This is a genomic window from Burkholderia sp. B21-005, assembly GCF_020843965.1.
In the GTDB taxonomy this organism is placed as follows: Bacteria; Pseudomonadota; Gammaproteobacteria; order Burkholderiales; family Burkholderiaceae; genus Burkholderia; species Burkholderia ambifaria.
Window position 1 is genome coordinate 2,730,613 of the sequence record NZ_CP086302.1, and the last position, 18,423, is coordinate 2,749,035.

The 18,423-nt window shown below is 64.3% G+C and carries 11 protein-coding genes; 4 read left to right on the forward strand and 7 right to left on the reverse strand.

Annotated elements, in window-relative coordinates; all coding sequences use genetic code 11:
* Positions 1 to 152: 152 nt before the first annotated feature.
* From LMA02_RS28735 to LMA02_RS28755, 5 genes are all read right to left on the reverse strand, one after another.
* Positions 153 to 1,268, reverse strand: a complete 1,116-nt coding sequence (locus LMA02_RS28735; RefSeq protein WP_228908475.1) for a succinylglutamate desuccinylase/aspartoacylase family protein — start codon at positions 1,266 to 1,268, stop codon at positions 153 to 155.
* Positions 1,269 to 1,454: 186 nt separating this feature from the next.
* Positions 1,455 to 2,786 (reverse strand): MFS transporter, encoded by a 1,332-nt coding sequence (locus LMA02_RS28740; RefSeq protein WP_228908476.1) that lies wholly within the window; start codon positions 2,784 to 2,786, stop codon positions 1,455 to 1,457.
* A 56-nt stretch (positions 2,787 to 2,842) separates the two neighbouring features.
* Positions 2,843 to 4,033 (reverse strand): M20 aminoacylase family protein, encoded by a 1,191-nt coding sequence (locus tag LMA02_RS28745; RefSeq protein WP_228908477.1) that lies wholly within the window; start codon positions 4,031 to 4,033, stop codon positions 2,843 to 2,845.
* Positions 4,034 to 4,590: 557 nt separating this feature from the next.
* Positions 4,591 to 6,927, reverse strand: a complete 2,337-nt coding sequence (locus LMA02_RS28750) for a WD40/YVTN/BNR-like repeat-containing protein (RefSeq protein WP_228908478.1) — start codon at positions 6,925 to 6,927, stop codon at positions 4,591 to 4,593.
* A 58-nt stretch (positions 6,928 to 6,985) separates the two neighbouring features.
* On the reverse strand, positions 6,986 to 9,259 hold the full coding sequence (locus LMA02_RS28755; protein ID WP_228908479.1) for a LamG-like jellyroll fold domain-containing protein: 2,274 nt from the start codon (positions 9,257 to 9,259) through the stop codon (positions 6,986 to 6,988).
* Between the two features lie 1,530 nt (positions 9,260 to 10,789).
* Between LMA02_RS28755 and LMA02_RS28760 the strand changes: the two genes are divergently transcribed.
* Genes LMA02_RS28760 through LMA02_RS28775 form a run of 4 tightly spaced genes read left to right on the forward strand, consistent with a single transcriptional unit; the run spans position 10,790 to position 16,373 of the window.
* Positions 10,790 to 12,406: a tryptophan halogenase family protein gene (locus tag LMA02_RS28760; protein ID WP_228908480.1), complete on the forward strand. Its 1,617-nt coding sequence runs from the start codon at positions 10,790 to 10,792 to the stop codon at positions 12,404 to 12,406.
* The gene (locus tag LMA02_RS28765; RefSeq protein WP_228908481.1) at positions 12,406 to 13,491 is read left to right on the forward strand and encodes a monodechloroaminopyrrolnitrin synthase PrnB family protein; all 1,086 of its coding nucleotides are present in this window, start codon (positions 12,406 to 12,408) and stop codon (positions 13,489 to 13,491) included. Before LMA02_RS28760 ends, LMA02_RS28765 begins: the two co-directional genes overlap by 1 nt.
* 44 nt (positions 13,492 to 13,535) lie before the next feature.
* Positions 13,536 to 15,236: an NAD(P)/FAD-dependent oxidoreductase gene (locus LMA02_RS28770; RefSeq protein WP_228908482.1), complete on the forward strand. Its 1,701-nt coding sequence runs from the start codon at positions 13,536 to 13,538 to the stop codon at positions 15,234 to 15,236.
* Between the two features lie 24 nt (positions 15,237 to 15,260).
* Positions 15,261 to 16,373 carry a Rieske 2Fe-2S domain-containing protein gene (locus LMA02_RS28775; RefSeq protein WP_228908483.1) on the forward strand — a complete coding sequence of 371 codons (1,113 nt, stop codon included), beginning with the start codon at positions 15,261 to 15,263 and terminating at the stop codon, positions 16,371 to 16,373.
* A gap of 103 nt (positions 16,374 to 16,476) precedes the next feature.
* On the opposite strand, the gene LMA02_RS28780 is transcribed toward LMA02_RS28775, so the two are convergent.
* Together LMA02_RS28780 and LMA02_RS28785 are read right to left on the reverse strand one after the other, a co-directional pair.
* Positions 16,477 to 17,478: an NADP-dependent oxidoreductase gene (locus LMA02_RS28780; protein ID WP_228908484.1), complete on the reverse strand. Its 1,002-nt coding sequence runs from the start codon at positions 17,476 to 17,478 to the stop codon at positions 16,477 to 16,479.
* Between the two features lie 66 nt (positions 17,479 to 17,544).
* Entirely contained in the window at positions 17,545 to 18,408 is an 864-nt protein-coding gene (locus LMA02_RS28785) for an alpha/beta fold hydrolase (RefSeq protein ID WP_228908485.1), read from the reverse strand.
* Positions 18,409 to 18,423 lie beyond the last annotated feature (15 nt).

Sequence of the window (18,423 nt, forward strand, 5' to 3'; positions counted from 1 at the left end):
CGCCCGCTCAACTCTCTGACTCTATTGCAACATCCTTCTCACGGAGGGCGGAGCGAACTCCGCACCGCCAATTTAGTGACGCGGCAAAGCCGGGTCAATTTGACGAGAACGAAATTGCGTGGCGCCTCTCGGTCACCGTGCCGCCCGGCCAGTCACGCGCCAAGCAACATCCCCGTGCGCATCGGCACCACCCCCGTCACGCGGCCGAGCGGCGCACCGGCCGTCACGAAGCGGATCGCGCGCCGCATGTAGAACACGCCGTCGGTGCTGCTCGATACCGTCGTGATCGCGTCGGTCAGCGGATCGACGATGTCGAACAGCGGATCGCCCGCGCGAATCGTCGTGCCGATCGCCGCGCGGTGCACGAGAATTCCGCTCACCGGCGCGTAGAACTGCTCGCTGCCCGCGAGCGGCGTGGCCGGCGCGACAAGCGGTGGCAACGGCGTGCGCTCGCCGCGCACGGCGCCGCACCACACCAGATAGTCGACGAGCGCGTCGGCGTCGCGCGCCGCGTATTCATACGTCACGTCGCGCTGGCCGCGGCATTCGACGGTCACGGCCACCGCGCCCGCCGCCATCGGCGTGCGCGCCGGCAGGTGCTGCCGCAACTGCGACCACAGCAGGTGATGCGCATCGTCGAACGCGTGGCCGCCCGAGTCCTCGGCCAGCAGCGACACCGCCGCGCCGAGATAGCGCGCGAGCGGCTCGACCTGCGGCCACGCGGTGTCGCTCGTGTACACGTGCATCACGGCTTCGAGCGAGCAATGCAGGTCGATCACGACATCGGCGTCATGCGACAGCTTCAGCAGCGCCAGCTGCAACGCGTCGAATTCGGTGCGCGGCACGATCTCGTCGAGCGCCGCGCCGACGCATTCGCGCACGATCGCGCGATTGCGTTCGGGATCCGCGCCGAGCCGGTCGCGCGCGCGTGCGGCGATGTCCGCGAGCGGCAGGAAACCGCGATTGAAGTTGCGCCCGCTCGCGAGATCGAACCGGCCGATGAATTGCCCGAGCAGATGCTGATTGAGCCCGACCGGGTTCGCGACCGGCACCAGCACGATCTCGGCCGCGAGCCGGCTGTCGGCGTCGAGCTGCGCGAGACGCTGCTTGAGCGCGACCGCCGCGAGCATCGCGGGCGTTTCGTCCGCGTGCAGCGCGGCCTGCAGGTAGATCTTGCGGCCGGCGTCGGCCGGCCCGAAATGAAAGCTCGTCAGCGTGCGCTGCGTGCCGATCGAAGGCGACAGGAGCGGCGTGTTGCGAATCTGCATCGAGGGTCTCGAATGAAAAATGCGGGGAAAACGGCGCGCGCGGGTCAGTCGCCGTACCGGTAGAAATCGAAGTACATCTTCCCAATCCGGTCGCACGTGCCGTCCTAAAGCCTCGGCGACCGCGCCGGCGAACGCGAAACTCTCGGCCCTTCGGCTGGCCCCGCTCACCGCCCGCGGCGCGGCACGTCAGTCCATCGACTCGCGCGCGGTCTCGCGCAGCATCGCGACCGCGATCAGCGACAGCACCACGCATGCGGCCACATAGCCGGCCGGCGCGAGCGTGCTGCCGGTCGTCTTCACGAGCCAGGTCGCGATCAGCTGCGCGGTGCCGCCGAAAATCGTCACCGCGAGCGCATACGCGATCGAGATCCCCGTCGCGCGCACATGGCGCGGCAGCGATTCGCACATCAGCGCCATTTCGGATGCCGACCCGAGCGAATAGAACAACAGCATCAGCGCGGTCAGCGGCAGGATCACGGACAGCGTCGGATGATGGTTCATCAGCCAGAACGCCGGGAACAGCAGCAGGACGAGCACGCCGCGCCCGACGAAGATCGGCATGCGCCGGCTGCCGAGACGGTCCGACAGCCAGCCGAACAGCGGACACGTCACCAGCATCACGCAGCCCGACGCAACGCCGACGAACATCGACAGCTTCATCGGCAGCCCGAGCGTATGGATCGCGTAGGTCGGCATGTAAAAGGTCAGGATGTAGGTCGACACCGTGCCGCCCATCACCGTCAGCATCAACAGCAGCACCGTGCGCGTGTGCTGCGAGAACAGCTCGCGCAGCACGCCGCGTTCGATTCCGTGGTGGCTGTCGCCGGGCGCATCGTCCGCGAGCCGGCGGCGCAGATACATGCCGACCGGTGCGATCAGCACGCCCACGAAGAACGGCAGGCGCCAGCCCCAGCCCTCGAGCGCATCCTTCGTCAGCGTGTTCGACAGCAGCGCCGCGAAACCCGAACCCATCAGCGCGGCACCGCCCTGCGTCGCGAGCTGCCAGCTCGCGCGGAACGCCCGGTGCGACGTGCCGCCCTGCTCGATCAGCGTGGACGTCGCGGCGCCGAACTCGCCGCCCTGCGAGAAGCCCTGCATCAGCCGCGCGCAGACGACCAGCAGCGGCGCGGCCACGCCGGCCTGTGCGTAGGTCGGCGCGATCGCGATCAGGCCGGTGCCGAGCGCCATCAGCATGATCGTCAGGTTCAGCGCGGCCTTGCGGCCCTTGCGGTCCGCATAGACGCCGAGCACGACGCTGCCGAGCGGCCGCGTGAAGAAGCCGGCGGCAAACGTCGCGACCGACAGCAGCAGCGACGTGGTCGGGTCGCTCGACGGGAAGAACAGCTTGCCGATCAGGACTGCGAAAAAGCCGTACACGGTGAAATCGAAGAACTCCAGCCAGTTGCCGATCACGGCCGCCGCGATCGCGCCGCGCTTCGTGACGGCCGGTGCGTCGCGCGTATCGGTTGCGGCGGCGCCCGTCGACGCGGGGTGCAGCGCGAGATGGTCTTTCTGCATCGTTCGTCTCTCCTCTCAATGCGGCCGGAAGCGCCGGCCACGCGCCGCCGCCGGGATTACTGCCCGAGGTAACGCTCCACGAGGCGTGTCCAGAACGCCGCGCCGATCGGCAGATTGCGATCGTTGAAGTCGTACTTCGGGTTGTGCACCATGCAGCCGTCTTCCCCTTCGCCGTTGCCGAGCCGCACGAACGAGCCGGGCCGCTGCTGCAGCATGAACGCGAAATCCTCGCTGCCCATCAGCAGGTCGGCCTGCTCGACGACGTGCGCGTCGCCGACCAGCTCGCGCGCGACCTGCGCGGCGAAATCCGTTTCGGCATCCGTATTGACGACGACCGGATAGCCTTCGATGTACTCGACGTGCGCGGTCGCGCCGTAGCTCGCGGCCTGCGATTCGGCGAGTTCGACGATGCGGCGCTTCAGCAGCGCGCGTACTGCGGGGCTGAACGAACGCACGCTGAGTTCGAGACGCGCGCCGTTCGGGATCACGTTGTTCGCGGTGCCCGCGTGCATCGAGCCGACCGTGACGACCGCCGGCTGCGACGGGTCGACGTTGCGCGCGACGATCGTCTGCAGCGCCATCACGATGCTCGCCGCGACGACCACCGGGTCGACCGTCAGGTGCGGCCGCGCCGCGTGGCCGCCGACACCCTCGATCGAGATGATCGCCTTGTCGCCGGCCGACATGAACGGGCCGCGCCGCGTGAGGAACACGCCGGGCGCCGCGCCCGGATGGTTGTGCATGCCGAACACCGCATCGCACGGAAAGCGCTCGAACAGGCCGTCGTCGATCATCTTCTTCGCGCCGCTGTCGACGCCGTGCTCTTCGGCCGGCTGGAAATACAGGTGCACGGTGCCGGAGAAGTTGCGCGTCTTCGCGAGGTGCTGCGCGGCGCCGAGCAGCATCGTCGTGTGGCCGTCGTGGCCGCATGCGTGCATCTTGCCGTGCGTGCCGCTCGCATACGGCAGGCCGGTTGCCTCGAGGATCGGCAGCGCATCCATGTCCGCGCGGATGCCGATGCTGCGCGTGCCGTCGCCGACCCGCAGCGTGCCGACCACACCCGTCTGCCCGACCCCGCGCGTCACCTGCCAGCCCCATTGCTCGAGCTTGTCCGCGACGAGCGCGGCCGTCTCGTGCTCCTCGTAGGCGAGTTCCGGGTGATGGTGAATGTGATGGCGGATCTCGCGCAGGCCGCCGGCGGCGGGCATGAGATCGTCGATTTCGGTGAATCGGACGTCGGTGGTCATCAAGCGGCTCCTGCTGATGGGAAAGCGAGCCACTATAGCGAGCCGATATCCGCTCAATAAGATGCGGAATTTTTCACCGCGATAAGATTTTTTAATCAGGGTTAATGCGGATGCGGGGCGCTACTTGTAGCCTTCGATTAGATGTGGACACGGGCGCTGGGAGAATCGCTGGGCTGCCCGCTTGCAGATAGCGCCAGATCCGGTCATGCGTTCACCTGGCGAAATCCATGTGCGGCAGTTCGAATTATTCGAACCGCCCCGTGTCGAATGACGTCGCTCGTCGCGGCGACTCAGAAGGTACACGTCGCGAATCAAAGCTGGCACTGACCATAGCCTTGCGAAGACCAGCGTCAACTCCCGAGCAGCGCCGGCAGCCCCTGTCGCGCGTTGTACGAAACAAGAGTTTGAGCAGGCGATCGTACCGTAGTGGTAAAAGATCGACTCAGAGTCTTTGTCGGCCATAGGTGCCCACCTTCCCAATCGGTGGACACCTATGCTCCTCGGTCAGAGCGCCGTGACGTAGACGTCGAGAATGGACCCCTTACGGTCGATCAACCTCAATTGCTATAGATCAGACCGCGAGCGGCGCCGTTGACGTAAATCCTGCCATACGTGTTCCAGTCGCCGGCCATCACGCCGGAGTCGCCGAATTGGTGCGCGTCATCGTTGAAGCGCGCCCACGTTGCACCACCGTCGTCGGAATGGTAAATGCCCCAGACGCCGTTCAATGTGCCTTCCACGTAGACCGCGGCCGAGTACGACGAACCGGTCGGTGCCCTGCCCAACGCGATCACGGTGGCGCCCGGTGTGTCGTTGGTCGACGCAAAGACGCTGAGCTTCGTCCAGGTTGCCCCCGAGTCCACCGAGTGGTACACGGCCGTGCCGTCGGCCAGCCAGAGGTCACCCTCGGCGTTCGGATTGACCGCCATCGACGTATCCCGCCACGAATTCCAGGCCAGGTTCGCGTTCACGGAGCCCTGGCTCAGCGCGAACGTGTGGCCGCCGTCGTTCGAGACGTAGATCTTGCCGCGCTGCCAGCTCCACGGTGCGCCGCCGGAGTCGTAGGCATAGACCTTGTTAGGGTTCTTGCGGTCCGCGGCCAGGCGGTAGGCGCGCGGGAAGCCGTTCCATTTGGCACTGAACGCCGGCAGGTTGGTCGCCGTCCAGCTGGCGCCATTGTTTGTCGTATACGACGGCACCGAGTCCGGCGGTGCCCACGTCACGTTGTTGCGGGATGGGACGACCAGGTTGCCCACGTTGCTCTGGCTTGCCGCGGCGCCGTTGGGCAGCGACGCGAACGTCGCCCAGGTATTGCCGCTGTCGCCCGACCAGAAGCCCTTGGTGGCATGGCCGTTGGCGTTGTCGACGCCCGCGGCGGCGATGTACGTCGGATCGAACCACGACATATCGGCCGAATTGCCGCTGCTCCACGTGTTCAACGGGCCTTTCGTCGGCCTCGTCGAGAGGTCCGTATTGACCCATGTACCGATGTCGCCGGCGCTGTTGATGAAGTTGTACGACGCGCCGGGCGGCGCCGTAACGAGCGCCAGCGTCACGGTTTCCTCGAGGTTGTCGACCTTGGGGCTCCAGGTTGGCGTGGGCGACGAGGCGTTCATGGTTTCGCAGATGCCGCCGCCGTGGACGTGCATGACGTGATCGCGATTGGCTGGGTCGATGGTGACGCCCTCGACCCAGCCGGCGCAGCCACCCGAGGCAGTGCCGGTATGCGGCATGCCGGCCTCGATTTCGCGCCACGTACTGCCGCCGTCGTCGGATAGCTGGATGGTCTTGCTGGTGTCGCTCCAGCCGGTCATGCCCAGTGCGATGCGGGCGGACGAGCCCAGACCTGAGACGGACAGGCCGCCAAAGCCGTTGCTGTTGGAGCTGTTGAGCAGCGTCCAGTTGCTGTTGTTACTTCCGCCGAACTTGTAGAGATAGCTCGGTCCGCCGATGCCCTGGCCGACGCCCGCGTTGAACACCACGTAGAAGTTGCCGTCGGACGTGCGCACGACGTGCGGGATGTAGTAGCCGGACACCGTCGGCGGGACGGGCACCGGCGTCCACGAGAAGCCGCCGTTGGTGGACTTGTACAGGGTCGACGTCAGGCCCGCCGCGTTGGCGTAATCCGGGGCGACGGTGGCCCACATGATCCAGGTCGGCTGGCCGCCGCCCGTGCCCGACGTGTCGAAGATGACCTGCTCGACGCCCAGCGGGGAGCCGCCGCCGCTGATCGTAGTGGAGGACAGACCCGTGACCTGCGTCCAGGTACGGCCGGAATCGGCACTCTTCCACAGGCCGGCCGTGCGCGATCCGTAGAACAGCGTCGAGGGATTGTTGGGGTCGACCTGCAGGCGCTCGCCCGTGGCCCGGCCGTTGTCGTTGCCGCCCACCGGGAACGGCAGGTCGTAGTGCGTCCAGGTGTTGCCACGGTCACTCGAGATGTAGATGCGGCCGTTGTGACCCTGCGTCACGGTAATGCCGGTCATCATGTAGACGAGCTGATCGTTGTTCGGGTCGAGCGCGAAGCTTTCGACGCCGTGGAAATCGCCCTCGCCTGCACCGAAACCGATGCCGTCGGTGATAGGCGTCCACGTCGAGTTGGTCGCGTTCCAGCGGTACGCGCCGCCAACGTCGGTGCGTGCGTACAGCAGGCTCGGGTTGGCTGGATGGTAGATGAGGCCGGTGACATAGCCGCCCCCGCCCCACTTGACACTGGTCCAACTGGCCGCCGGCAGGTTGCTGCCGCTGCCATTTCCGCCGATCTGACTACGATTAGCGGCTACATTGGCACCCGCATTGGTCACACCTGTCGCGCTATCGGATCCGCCGCCACAGCCCCATAACGCACACGCCATCGCCGCAGCGGCAATCCATCGTTGAGAAAACGCGGTCATCGAAGAAATCCTTAAAGGAAGAGGTCCATCGCTGGGCCCGCCATCGGGCCCAGCGCAATCAATTCGCCAGGAGCGATGCGATCTGCGCAGCGCTGAGCGCACCGCGATAGATGCGGAAATCGTCGATCAGGCCGTTGAACGTGGCGTCGGCACTGTATTGCGATTTGCCCAGCCAGTTCTGCGTGGTGCTGCCCAAGCGGAACGGCGCCTGGAACATCGCCGTGTTGGTGCTGACGGGCATGCCGTCCACGTACATCGTGCCGGTCGAACCCGATAGCGTGACGGCCACATGCACCCATCGCTTGCTCGGCAGCTCGGTGGGGGCGTCGATGATCTGTTCCGGAGGGCCGTCGCCGGGGCCGTTGGCCGTCATGGCGAAGCGCATGCCGGCCCAGCCGTTGCGCAACTGCCCGCGCGGCGTGAACATCATGTAGCGGTGGAAGCCCGTGCCGAAGTCGAACAGGCGTGCCCACGTTTGCGCGCCGTTCCAGAACACCCAGGAGGCGATGGTGAAGTCCGACACATCGGCCAGCAGATCGTCGGGCAACGCCACATACGCGCCCGAGCCGTTGAGCGAGACCGCGTTACCGCTGTGCCCCGCTGCCCACGTTGCGCCGTTGAGCGTGCCATTGCGCCCGTTGCCCGAGCTATCGGCGGCCGTGATGCCGCTGCCTTCATCGAAGGTGAGGTGCGCAAGCAGCTGCTGCGCCGTGATCACTTTCACTTCGTTGGAGGGCGCCGATTCGCCCGCAATCGTTTGCGCTGTTACGACATAAAAATACGTGCCGGCAGCGGCTGGCATATCGGTATAGGTCAGCAGATCGGTGATACCGCTCCGGATGGTGCTGTACGGTCCGCCGGCAATGGTGGCGCGCTTGACGTTGTAGCTGACGGCGTTGCTGCTGCCCCACCACGACAGCACCACCTTGCCCGCGTTGGCGTAGCCGGACAGGCCGGTCGGCGTTGCGGCAGGGGTGCCGGGGTCGAGCGTGCAGGTGAGCGTGCCGTAGCCAAGCTGGTCGAAGCCGCCACTGTTGGGGCCGTAGTTGCCGCCGCCGCCTTCCGGTGCCACAAGCTCGGCAGCGCGCTGGGTGTAAGGCGCCGCCAGACCTTTGCGGTTGATGTAATGGTTGGCCACCAGCGCCCAGCAGGGCCGCCCCAGGGCGTCGCCTTGCCCGCCGGCGGCGAACTGCGTCTGGATGACGCCGGCGCTGTTCTGGTACGTGACGAAAGGCACCGTGTAGAACGCGCCGCCTGCCTGCTTCAGGTTGGCCTTGGCCACGTATTCCGCGCCCGCCAGAAAGCGATTGTTGTCATAGCCGTACAGGTCGATGCCCTGATTCCACGCCATCTCGCAAATGGCGCCCGTCAATGCAATGCCGAGCGTGCTGTGGCCCTGGTCCCGGCCGGCTTCCTGCCATTGCCCGAGGTTGCCGGGGTGCAGGTAGTACACGGCTTGCCGGATACAACCGTTACTGCCACCGGTCCTGAAATGGGTGATGGCCTCGTTGACGAGCTCGGCATCGTCGCACAACACGCCAATGGCCAGGACGCACGCGATGTTGGCCAGGCCCCAGTTGGCCCAGTAGTGCGTGTCCATCGCGGTGTCGATACGGGTCAGGAAAGCGTGACTGACCGGGTAGAAGACATTGCGCATCATCGCCTGGAATGCGGCGAGTCCGGCCGGACTCCAGCCGCTGTAGCCGCGCATGATTTCGGCTGCGTTGGCGAACTCGTAGCCGTAGATGCCAGCGGCGAGCGCCACATCGCTGCCGCCAAGCGTCGTCAGCGTCGAGGCCCATTGGTCCAGATACTCCACGGCTTTGTCGGCATAGCGTTTGTCGTCCGACACCTTCCAGCGCAGCGCGTCGCCATAGGCGGCGGCGATGTCGTTGTAGAGAGCGCCGTAGTTCTGACCATGCGTGGGATCGTTGCCGCGATAGATGCCGACCTGCGGGTTCGGCTTGTTCGTCAGGCGCGTGTGACCGTTGGCGACCAGCACGTTCCAGCTATCGATCCACGGGGAAGCGTGCGCGCCGACTTTGGCGCGCATGCGTTCGAAATCCGCCTCGGTATGCAGCAAACCGGGATGCGTGAAGGCGCGGGTTTGGGCAGTGCCTGCCGACATCGCCCCTGCGTCGATACCGTCCGAAGCTGGAGCAACTCCGGACGCCTGGCCGGTGCCGTTTGCCGATGTACGCTCACCGCCTGTAACCGCGTTGCTTCCGTCGCCGCCGCATCCGGCCAGAAGCGTTGCACCGAGCCCCATCACGAAATGGCGTCGTGCAATATTTTCGATGTCGCCGAGTGGGACGATTTCCTCGGGTAGCATCGTCGGTGCTCCGTTGTCTCGCATGTCTGGATCCCCAGTTTTTTAGCTATAGTCGAAGCGACAAAAATGTACGAACCGTTCCGTATTCATCAGGAACGCGTAGCATTCTATCCAGTGCGACAGGGATTCAATCAAGCGAAAAAAAACAAATTCACCAATGACACGCACTTGTCACATCGATGATGCAGGGATTGAGGAATGCGCGAAGCGGCTGGGCACCGCCGTAGAACAAAACAGAGTTGAGCTTGGGCATGATCTGTTGTCCGTAGCGCGCTCACTGCGGAGCACGCCATCTCGAATCCGACGACCAACCTGCCAATAGAAGTTCGGCGTTGACGGCTGCGGCCGCCGGTGCACGCGCCGGATCAATCATCCGGCAGATGTCGGCCAATCGGATACGGGACAAGTTCGGTCATCTGGTCCGGATAGCAGAAATCGGCAGCGCTGCGTGCCCGCACGGGCCACGTTACCGGAATCTCGGCAACGGTGAAACCACGGCGACCACCCAATTTTCCCCGCACCGCGGAGAGAATTCAGCCTTCCGCTCGCCTCTCCCCGTGGAAAGTGTGGGCGCTCGCAACTGAGCTTCCGCACCCCTGAGACGAAGTTGGCTCGATCCGCAGTGCCGGCGGATCGAAGAACCTCCAGGCCCGTCTGTGACGCAATGCCCAATTAACCCGCCCGCCGGCGTCGCCAGCGCTAGAAATGCAGGGGTGCCGAAACGGTGACGGTCCCGCTTCTCGCTTGGCGCGGGGCGGGAGCGCTCAATTCCCCTCTGCAGGGTGCCGCACACACGGGGGCTTCGCTTGTGTCCCGAAATGAATGGGAACAAAGCCCTTACTGTGTTCCCCTTCAATTTATTCGATTCAATGCTGCGGGATGGCACGGGAACAAGGGCTCGCCAGCCCTCCGAATTTCTCCATTTTTAAACCGGACTATTTCTTGGGCCAGGGCCAATTGACACCTTTGTTTCGCAAATGGCGACGCCGTTATTTCCCCTCGTCAATTAAGACTTTAATTTCGCATTTTTATACAATAAATCCGCTGGCGCACACACCATCAACGAAAAAGTAAATTTCTACTTTTTAAAAAATTAAATCGTTTGTTATCGGATGCTTCGCCGATATTGAGTATTTCTCTGGATTAACCGAGATTGATACGAAATTTTGCGAGACGTGCCATCGTGAACACTGCTATGGTGCGTCGGTGCGGCTACGCGCATGATCCGGCGAGCCTCGACAAGCCCTTGCGCGGTGTGCCGCCGCTGCAATGGGCGCCTAGCATTATTCGATTGTGCTTCTCTATTTGAATTGAGAGCGGAACAGCCTCAGATCAAACGCTGGGGCTGCGGCCAAGGATGTCCGGATATTGCGCGGAGGGACGTCCTTTGCTGCGATTCACTACGCCTTCCCGGTGTCATTTATCGGTAATGAGCCACACACGTTATGACGCGTTACCGGACGAGTTGCGCGTTCAACTCGATAAGGCGTCACTATCCATTGAGGTTTTAAATCCTATGGGAAAGGTGGCATGAGCAATCCGATCAAGAATATCGTTATCGTGGGCGGCGGCACCGCGGGGTGGATGACCGCCTCGTACCTCGTCCGGGCGCTCCAGCAGCAGGCGACCATTACGCTGATCGAGTCTGCGGCGATCCCCCGGATCGGCGTGGGCGAGGCAACCATCCCGAGTTTGCAGAAGGTGTTCTTCGACTTCCTCGGGATACCCGAGCGGGAGTGGATGCCCCAGGTGAACGGCGCGTTCAAGTCCGCCATCAAGTTCGTGAACTGGAGGAAGTCTCCCGACCCCTCGCGCGAAGACTACTTCTACCATTTGTTCGGCAACGTGCCGAACTGCGACGGCGTGCCGCTTACCCACTACTGGCTGCGCAAGCGCGAACAGGGCTTCCAGCAGCCGATGGCGTACGCCTGCTACCCGCAGCCCGGGGCGCTCGACAGCAAGCTGGCACCGTGCCTGGCCGACGGCACGCGCCAGATGTCCCACGCGTGGCACTTCGACGCGCACCTGGTGGCCGACTTCCTGAAGCGCTGGGCCGTCGAACGCGGGGTGAAGCGCGTGGTCGACGAGGTCGTGGACGTTCACCTGAACGACCGCGGCTACATCTCCAGCCTGTCCACCAAGGAGGGACGGACGCTGGAGGCGGACCTGTTCATCGATTGCTCCGGCATGCGGGGGCTCCTGATCAACCAGGCCCTGAAGGAACCCTTCATTGACATGTCCGACTACCTGCTGTGCGACAGCGCGGTCGCCAGCGCCGTGCCCCACGACGACGCGCGCGAAGGGATCGAGCCGTACACCTCCGCGATCGCCATGAACTCGGGATGGACCTGGAAGATTCCGATGCTGGGCCGGTTCGGCAGCGGCTACGTCTTCTCGAGCAAGTTCACCTCGCGCGACCAGGCCACCGCCGACTTCCTCAACCTCTGGAGCCTCTCGGACAATCAGCCGCTCAACCAGATCAAGTTCCGGGTCGGGCGCAACAAGCGGGCGTGGGTCAACAACTGCGTGTCGATCGGGCTGTCGTCGTGCTTTCTGGAGCCGCTGGAATCGACGGGAATCTACTTCATCTACGCGGCGCTTTACCAGCTCGTGAAGCACTTCCCCGACACCGCGTTCGACCCGCGGCTGAGCGACGCATTCAACGCCGAGATCGTCTACATGTTCGACGACTGCCGGGATTTCGTCCAGGCGCACTACTTCACCACGTCGCGCGAAGACACGCCGTTCTGGCTCGCGAACCGGCACGACCTGCGGCTCTCGGACGCGATCAAAGAGAAGGTTCAGCGCTACAAGGCGGGGCTGCCGCTGACCACCACGTCGTTCGACGATTCGACGTACTACGAAACCTTCGACTACGAATTCAAGAACTTCTGGTTGAACGGCAACTACTACTGCATCTTTGCCGGCTTGGGGCTGCTGCCCGACCGGTCGCTGCCGCTCTTGCAGCACCGACCGGAGTCGATCGAGAAGGCCGAGGCGATGTTCGCCAGCATCCGGCGCGAGGCCGAGCGTCTGCGCACGAGCCTGCCGACGAACTACGACTACCTGCGGTCGCTGCGTGACGGCGACGCGGGGGTGTCTCGCAGCCAGCGCGGGTCGACGCTGGCGGCGCAGGAAATCCTGTAGTGGAGCGCACCCTGGACCGGGTAGGCGCATTCGCGGCCACGCACGCCGCCGTGGCGGCCTGCGATCCGCTGCAGGCGCGCGCGCTCGTTCTGCAGTTGCCGGGCCTGAACCGTAAAAAGGACGTGCCCGGCATCGTCGGCCTGTTGCGCGCGTTCCTCCCGGCGCGCGGCGTGCCCGCCGGCTGGGACTTCGTCGAAGCCGCCGCCGCGATGCGGGACATCGGCTTCTTCCTGGGGTCGCTCAAGCGGCACGGACACGAGCCCGCGGACGCGGTGCCCGGGCTCGAGCCGGTGCTGCTCGACCTGGCGCGCGCGACCGACCTGCCGCCGCGCGAGACGCTCCTGCATGTGACGGTCTGGAACCCCGCGGCCGCCGACGCGCAGCGCAGCTACACCGGGCTCCCCGACGAAGCGCACCTGCTCGAGAGCGTGCGCATCTCGATGGCGGCGCTCGAGGCGGCCATCGCGGTGACCGTCGAGCTGTCCGACGTGTCCCTGCGCTCACCCGCGTTCGCGCAAGGGTGCGACGAGCTGGCCGCCTATCTGCAGAAAATGGTCGAATCGATCGTGTACGCCTACCGCTTCATCTCGCTGCAGGTCTTCTACGACGAGCTGCGCCCCTTCTACGAACCGATTCGAATCGGAGGCCAGAGCTACCTCGGCCCCGGTGCCGTGGAAATGCCCCTCTTCGTGCTGGAGCACGTGCTGTGGGGCTCGCAATCGGACCACCAGGCCTATCGAGAATTCAAGGAGACGTACCTGCCCTACGTGCTTCCCGCATTCAGGGCGGTCTACGCGCGGTTCGCCGGCGAGCCTGCGCTCGTCGACCGCGCGCTCGGCGAGGCGCATGCGATCGGCACGCGGAGCGAGCCCGTCCGGGCCGGGCTGGCGGCCCTCGACCGGGTCTTCGAGGTCCTGCTGCGCTTCCGGGCGCCTCACGTCAAATTGGCCGAGCGGGCGTACGAAGTCGGTCGAAGCGGCCCAAGCATCGGCAGCGGGGGGTACGCGCCCAGCATGCTCGGCGATCTACTCACGCTCACGCGCGCCGCGCGGTCCCGCATCCGCGCCGCGCTCGACGAATCCTGACGCACGCGGCGATGTGTTCCATCTCACAAGGAGAGTTTGCCCCCATGACTCAGATGAGCCCCGCGAACGGGCGCGATAGCAACCACTTCGACGTGATCATCCTCGGCTCGGGCATGTCCGGCACCCAGATGGGCGCCATCCTGGCCAAACAACAGTTTCGGGTGCTGATCATCGAGGAGTCGTCGCACCCGCGGTTCACGATCGGCGAATCGTCGATTCCCGAGACGTCTCTCATGAACCGGATCATCGCCGATCGCTACGGAATTCCGGAGCTCGACCACATCACGTCGTTCTACTCGACGCAGCGTTACGTCGCGTCGAGCACGGGCATCAAGCGCAACTTCGGCTTCGTGTTCCACAAGCCCGGCCAGGAGCACGACCCGAAGGAGTTCACGCAGTGCGTGATTCCCGAGCTGCCGTGGGGTCCGGAGAGCCATTATTACCGGCAAGACGTCGACGCCTACCTGTTGCAAGCCGCCATCAAATACGGCTGTACGGTCCGCCAGAAGACGAGCGTGACCGAACACCACGCCGACAAAGACGGCGTCGCGGTGACTACTGCCCAGGGCGATCGGTTCACCGGCCGGTACATGATCGACTGCGGCGGGCCCCGCGCGCCGCTCGCGACCAAGTTCGGGCTCCGCGAAGAACCGTGTCGCTTCAAGACGCACTCGCGCAGCCTCTACACGCACATGCTCGGGGTCAAGCCGTTCGACGACATCTTCAAGGTCAAGGGGCAGCGCTGGCGCTGGCACGAAGGGACCTTGCACCACATGTTCGAGGGCGGCTGGCTGTGGGTGATTCCGTTCAACAACCACCCGCGGTCGACCAACAACCTGGTGAGCGTCGGCCTGCAGCTCGACCCGCGTGTCTACCCGAAAACGGACATCCCCGCGCAGCAGGAATTCGACGAGTTCCTCGCGCGGTTCCCGAGCATCGGCGCGCAGTTCCGGGACGCCGTGCCGGTGCGCGACTGGGTCAAGACCGACCGCCTGCAATTCTCGTCGAGCGCCTGCGTCGGCGACCGCTACTGCCTGATGCTGCACGCGAACGGGTTCATCGACCCGCTCTTCTCGCGGGGGCTCGAGAACACCGCGGTGACCATCCACGCGCTCGCGGCGCGCCTCATCAAGGCGCTGCGCGACGACGACTTCTCCCCCGAGCGCTTCGAGTACATCGAGCGCCTACAGCAGAAGCTGTTGGACCACAACGACGACTTCGTCAGCTGCTGCTACACGGCGTTCAAGGACTTCCGCCTGTGGGACGCGTTCCACAGGCTGTGGGCGGTCGGCACGATCCTGGGGCAGTTCCGGCTCGTGCAAGCCCACGCGAGGTTCCGCGCGTCACGCGACGAGGGCGACCTCGATCACCTCGACAACGACCCGCCGTACCTCGGCTACCTGTGCGCGGACATGGAGGAGTACTACCAGTTGTTCAACGACGCCAAAGCCGAGGTCGAGGCCGTGAGCGCCGGGCGCAAGCCGGCCGAGGAAGCCGCGGCGCGGATTCACGCCCTCATCGACGAACGAGAGTTCGCCAAGCCGATGTTCGGCTTCGGGTACTGCATCACGGGGGAAAAGCCGCAGCTCAACAACTCGAAGTACAGCCTGCTGCCGGCGATGAAGCTGATGTACTGGACGCAAACCAGCGCGCCGGCAGAGGTGAAAAAGTACTTCGACTACAACCCGATGTTCGCGCTGCTCAGGGCGTACATCACGACCCGCATCGGCCTGGCGCTGAAGTAATCGACCAACGACGACACAAAAACGATGGACGACATTCAATTCGATGAAGCGAGCGTCAAGGCGCAACCCCAGGCGGCGTACGACGCGACCACGCGCGTGGCCGCGAGCTGGTACGTCGCGATGCGCTCGGACGACCTCAAGGACAAGCCCACGGAGTTGACGCTCTTCGGCCGTCCGTGCGTGGCGTGGCGCGGCACGACGGGGCGGGCCGTGGTGATGGACCGCCACTGCGCGCACCTCGGCGCGAACCTGGCCGACGGGCAGGTCAAGGACGGGTGCATCCAGTGCCCGTTTCACCACTGGCGGTACGACGAACAGGGCCAGTGCGTTCACATCCCCGGCCACAGCCAGGCGGTGAGCCGGCTGGAGCCCGTCCCGCGCGGGGCGCGCCAGCCGACGCTGGTCACCGCCGAGCGATACGGCTACGTGTGGGTCTGGTACGGCTCCCCGCAGCCGCTGCACCCGCTGCCCGAAATCGCCGCGGCCGACGTCGACAACAGCGACTTCATGCATGTGCACTTCGCGTTCGAGACGAAGACGGCGGTGTTGCGGATCGTCGAGAACTTCTACGACGCGCAGCACGCGACACCCGTGCACGCGCTCCCGATCTCGGCCTTCGAGCTCAAGCTCTTCGACGATTGGCGCCCGTGGCCGGAGGTCGAGTCGCTGGCCCGGGCGGGCGCGTGGTTCGGTGCCGGGATCGACTTCACCGTGAACCGGTACTTCGGGCCCCTCGGCATGCTGTCGCGCGCGCTCGGCATGGACATGTCGCAGATGAACCTGCACTTCGATGGCTACCCCGGCGGGTGCGTCATGACGGTCGCGCTGGACGGCGACGTCAAATACAAGCTGCTCCAGTGTGTGACGCCGGTGAGCGACGGCAAGAACGTCATGCACATGCTCATCTCGATCAAGAAGGTGGGCGGCATCCTGCGCCGCGCGACCGACTTCGTGCTGTTCGGGCTGCAGACCAGACAGGCCGCGGGGTACGACGTCAAGATCTGGAACGGGATGAAGCCGGACGGCGGCGGCGCGTACAGCAAGTACGACAAGCTCGTGCTCAAGTACCGTGCGTTCTACCGGGGCTGGGTCGACCGCGTCGCGGAGCCGATCGCTCGACCGCGCCGCCGCGAGTGAGCGGCGATGCGTGAGTCAGTCGTTGGCGCTGGCCACGCTTCACCACCGATGAACGCCGAGACATGCGCTGGTCGAGGTCTTGGACGGCGTTCCTCGCGATCCTTCACTTGATCCTGACGACGACCTTGCCCTTGGCGCGTCCTTGGGCCAGGTATTCCAGTGCATCCTTTGCTTGTTCAAACGGAAATACCTTGTCAATGACAGGATGGATACGTTCGAATTCGAGCAGTTTGCCGATCTCGGCGAGTTGAGCACCGTCGGGGCGTACGAAGAGAAATGAGTAGGTGACGCGTCGCTTTTTCGCAAGACGCATGATCTTGCGGCTCATCAGGCTGAATACGAACTTCAGGACGAAGTTCAGACCGCGAGCACGGGCGAACGCTGCGTCCAGCGGCCCGATAAGAGAGACGATCTTCCCTCCCCGCTTGAGGATTCCTACCGACTTTTCAACCGCGTCGCCCCTGATCGTACCAAGCACCACATCGTAGTCGCGCAGCACTTTCTCGAACGCTTGCTGCTTGTAGTCGATTACTTCGTCGGCGCCGAGGCTTTTCACCAACGGGATATTGCCCGTGCTGGTATTGGTTCCCACCTTGGCGCCAAAATATTGGGCCAGTTGGATCGCGAATGTTCCAATACCGCCGGACCCCGCGGGAATGAACACCTTCTGACCGGGCTCAAGATTGGCACGCTCCTTCAGTGCTTGCCATGAAGTGAGCCCGACCATTGGAACCGAGGCGGCCTGCACGAAGTCCAGATTAACCGGTTTCGGGGCTGCAGCGCTCTCCGGTACCACGGCATATTCGGCGATAGATCCTCTTCCAAGGTCGAACAGACTTGCAAAGATGGCGTCGCCTTTCTTGAAGCGAGTGACGCGGCTGCCAACATCGATCACGATGCCGGCCAGATCGCTACCCATGATCGCGGGCAGCTGGACCTTCAAGACGGGTTTGAACATTCCCGTTGGAATCATGTTGTCGATCGGGTTCACCCCCGCGGCATGCACCTCAACCAGCAGTTCGTCGGGCTTGAGCGTGGGGCGCGGCACTTCGGCAAACCCGATCTCGGGTGATTTGCCATAGCGTTTGAATGTGAGTGCTTTCATGTTGCGCTTACTCCGATGCTGCGTTGTATTCGCGAGAATACTTCATACGCCTAGTCCACAAAGTATTCATTGCGATAGAAATTCCAGTGCCGTGGGTACGAAGTTGGCGTAATGCTGGAAGATTCCACCGTGGCCAGCGTCCTGATAAATGACGAGTTGCGCCTGGGGGATGCGGCGGGTCATATCGTGGCTGAGTGCGGTGGGCACCATGATGTCGTTATCCCCATTGGCGATCAGGACTGGCATGGGCAGACTCGCGAGGTCCTGCGGCGCCTGCTGGCCCCAAGCCTTGATCGCCTTGAGTTGACGAAGGAAGGCGCGAGGTGTCGGCCCCCTGTCGCGGCCAGCCTTGCGTTCCTTCAACCGTTTCAAGAAGGCGCTTGCCGCCTGCTGGCCGTTGGTTGTCGAGGTGAAGAACAGATACGCCTTCGGATCGCGCAGCGTTAGCAGGCCTTTGAGCATGAGTGGCCAGGACACGACACCCACTCGATCGATACCGTGACCGCCGGCGGGGCCCGTGCCAGTGAGGATGAGCTTGCGCACCAGGCCTGGCGCCTTGAGCGCCACGTCCTGCGCGACGAAGCCGCCAAGCGAGAAGCCGAGCAGATCGACTTGATCGAAACCCATTGCGCGAATCAGCGCGATGGTGTCGCGCGCCATCGCGTCCACGGTCACGGGCGCGATGCCACCGGATAAGCCAATGCCTCGATAGTCGATCGCGATAACGCGATGTTTTTGCGCCAAGCCATCGACGATGCGCGGGTCGAAGTTGTCCAGCACCGCGCCCCAATGGTTCAGCAAAACCAAAGGAATGCCGCCGTGCGGACCCAGTTCACGGTAGGCGAAGCGGGTTCCTGCCGCGTTGACGAACTTGTTCGGTGCCCGTGCATACGACGTCGTCGATTGGGTGTCCGGGTTGATGCTCTGCATCATTGACTCCTTGGG

Bases quoted from the DNA above. Each gene is read 5' to 3' on its own strand.
- LMA02_RS28740 (WP_228908476.1), bottom strand. From the start codon at position 2,786: ATGCAGAAAGACCATCTCGCGCTGCACCCCGCGTCGACGGGCGCCGCC.
- LMA02_RS28760 (WP_228908480.1), top strand. From the start codon at position 10,790: ATGAGCAATCCGATCAAGAATATCGTTATCGTGGGCGGCGGCACCGCG.
- LMA02_RS28745 (WP_228908477.1), bottom strand. From the start codon at position 4,033: ATGACCACCGACGTCCGATTCACCGAAATCGACGATCTCATGCCCGCC.
- LMA02_RS28770 (WP_228908482.1), top strand. From the start codon at position 13,536: ATGACTCAGATGAGCCCCGCGAACGGGCGCGATAGCAACCACTTCGAC.
- LMA02_RS28755 (WP_228908479.1), bottom strand. From the start codon at position 9,259: ATGCTACCCGAGGAAATCGTCCCACTCGGCGACATCGAAAATATTGCA.
- LMA02_RS28750 (WP_228908478.1), bottom strand. From the start codon at position 6,927: ATGACCGCGTTTTCTCAACGATGGATTGCCGCTGCGGCGATGGCGTGT.
- LMA02_RS28785 (WP_228908485.1), bottom strand. From the start codon at position 18,408: ATGCAGAGCATCAACCCGGACACCCAATCGACGACGTCGTATGCACGG.
- LMA02_RS28780 (WP_228908484.1), bottom strand. From the start codon at position 17,478: ATGAAAGCACTCACATTCAAACGCTATGGCAAATCACCCGAGATCGGG.
- LMA02_RS28775 (WP_228908483.1), top strand. From the start codon at position 15,261: ATGGACGACATTCAATTCGATGAAGCGAGCGTCAAGGCGCAACCCCAG.
- LMA02_RS28735 (WP_228908475.1), bottom strand. From the start codon at position 1,268: ATGCAGATTCGCAACACGCCGCTCCTGTCGCCTTCGATCGGCACGCAG.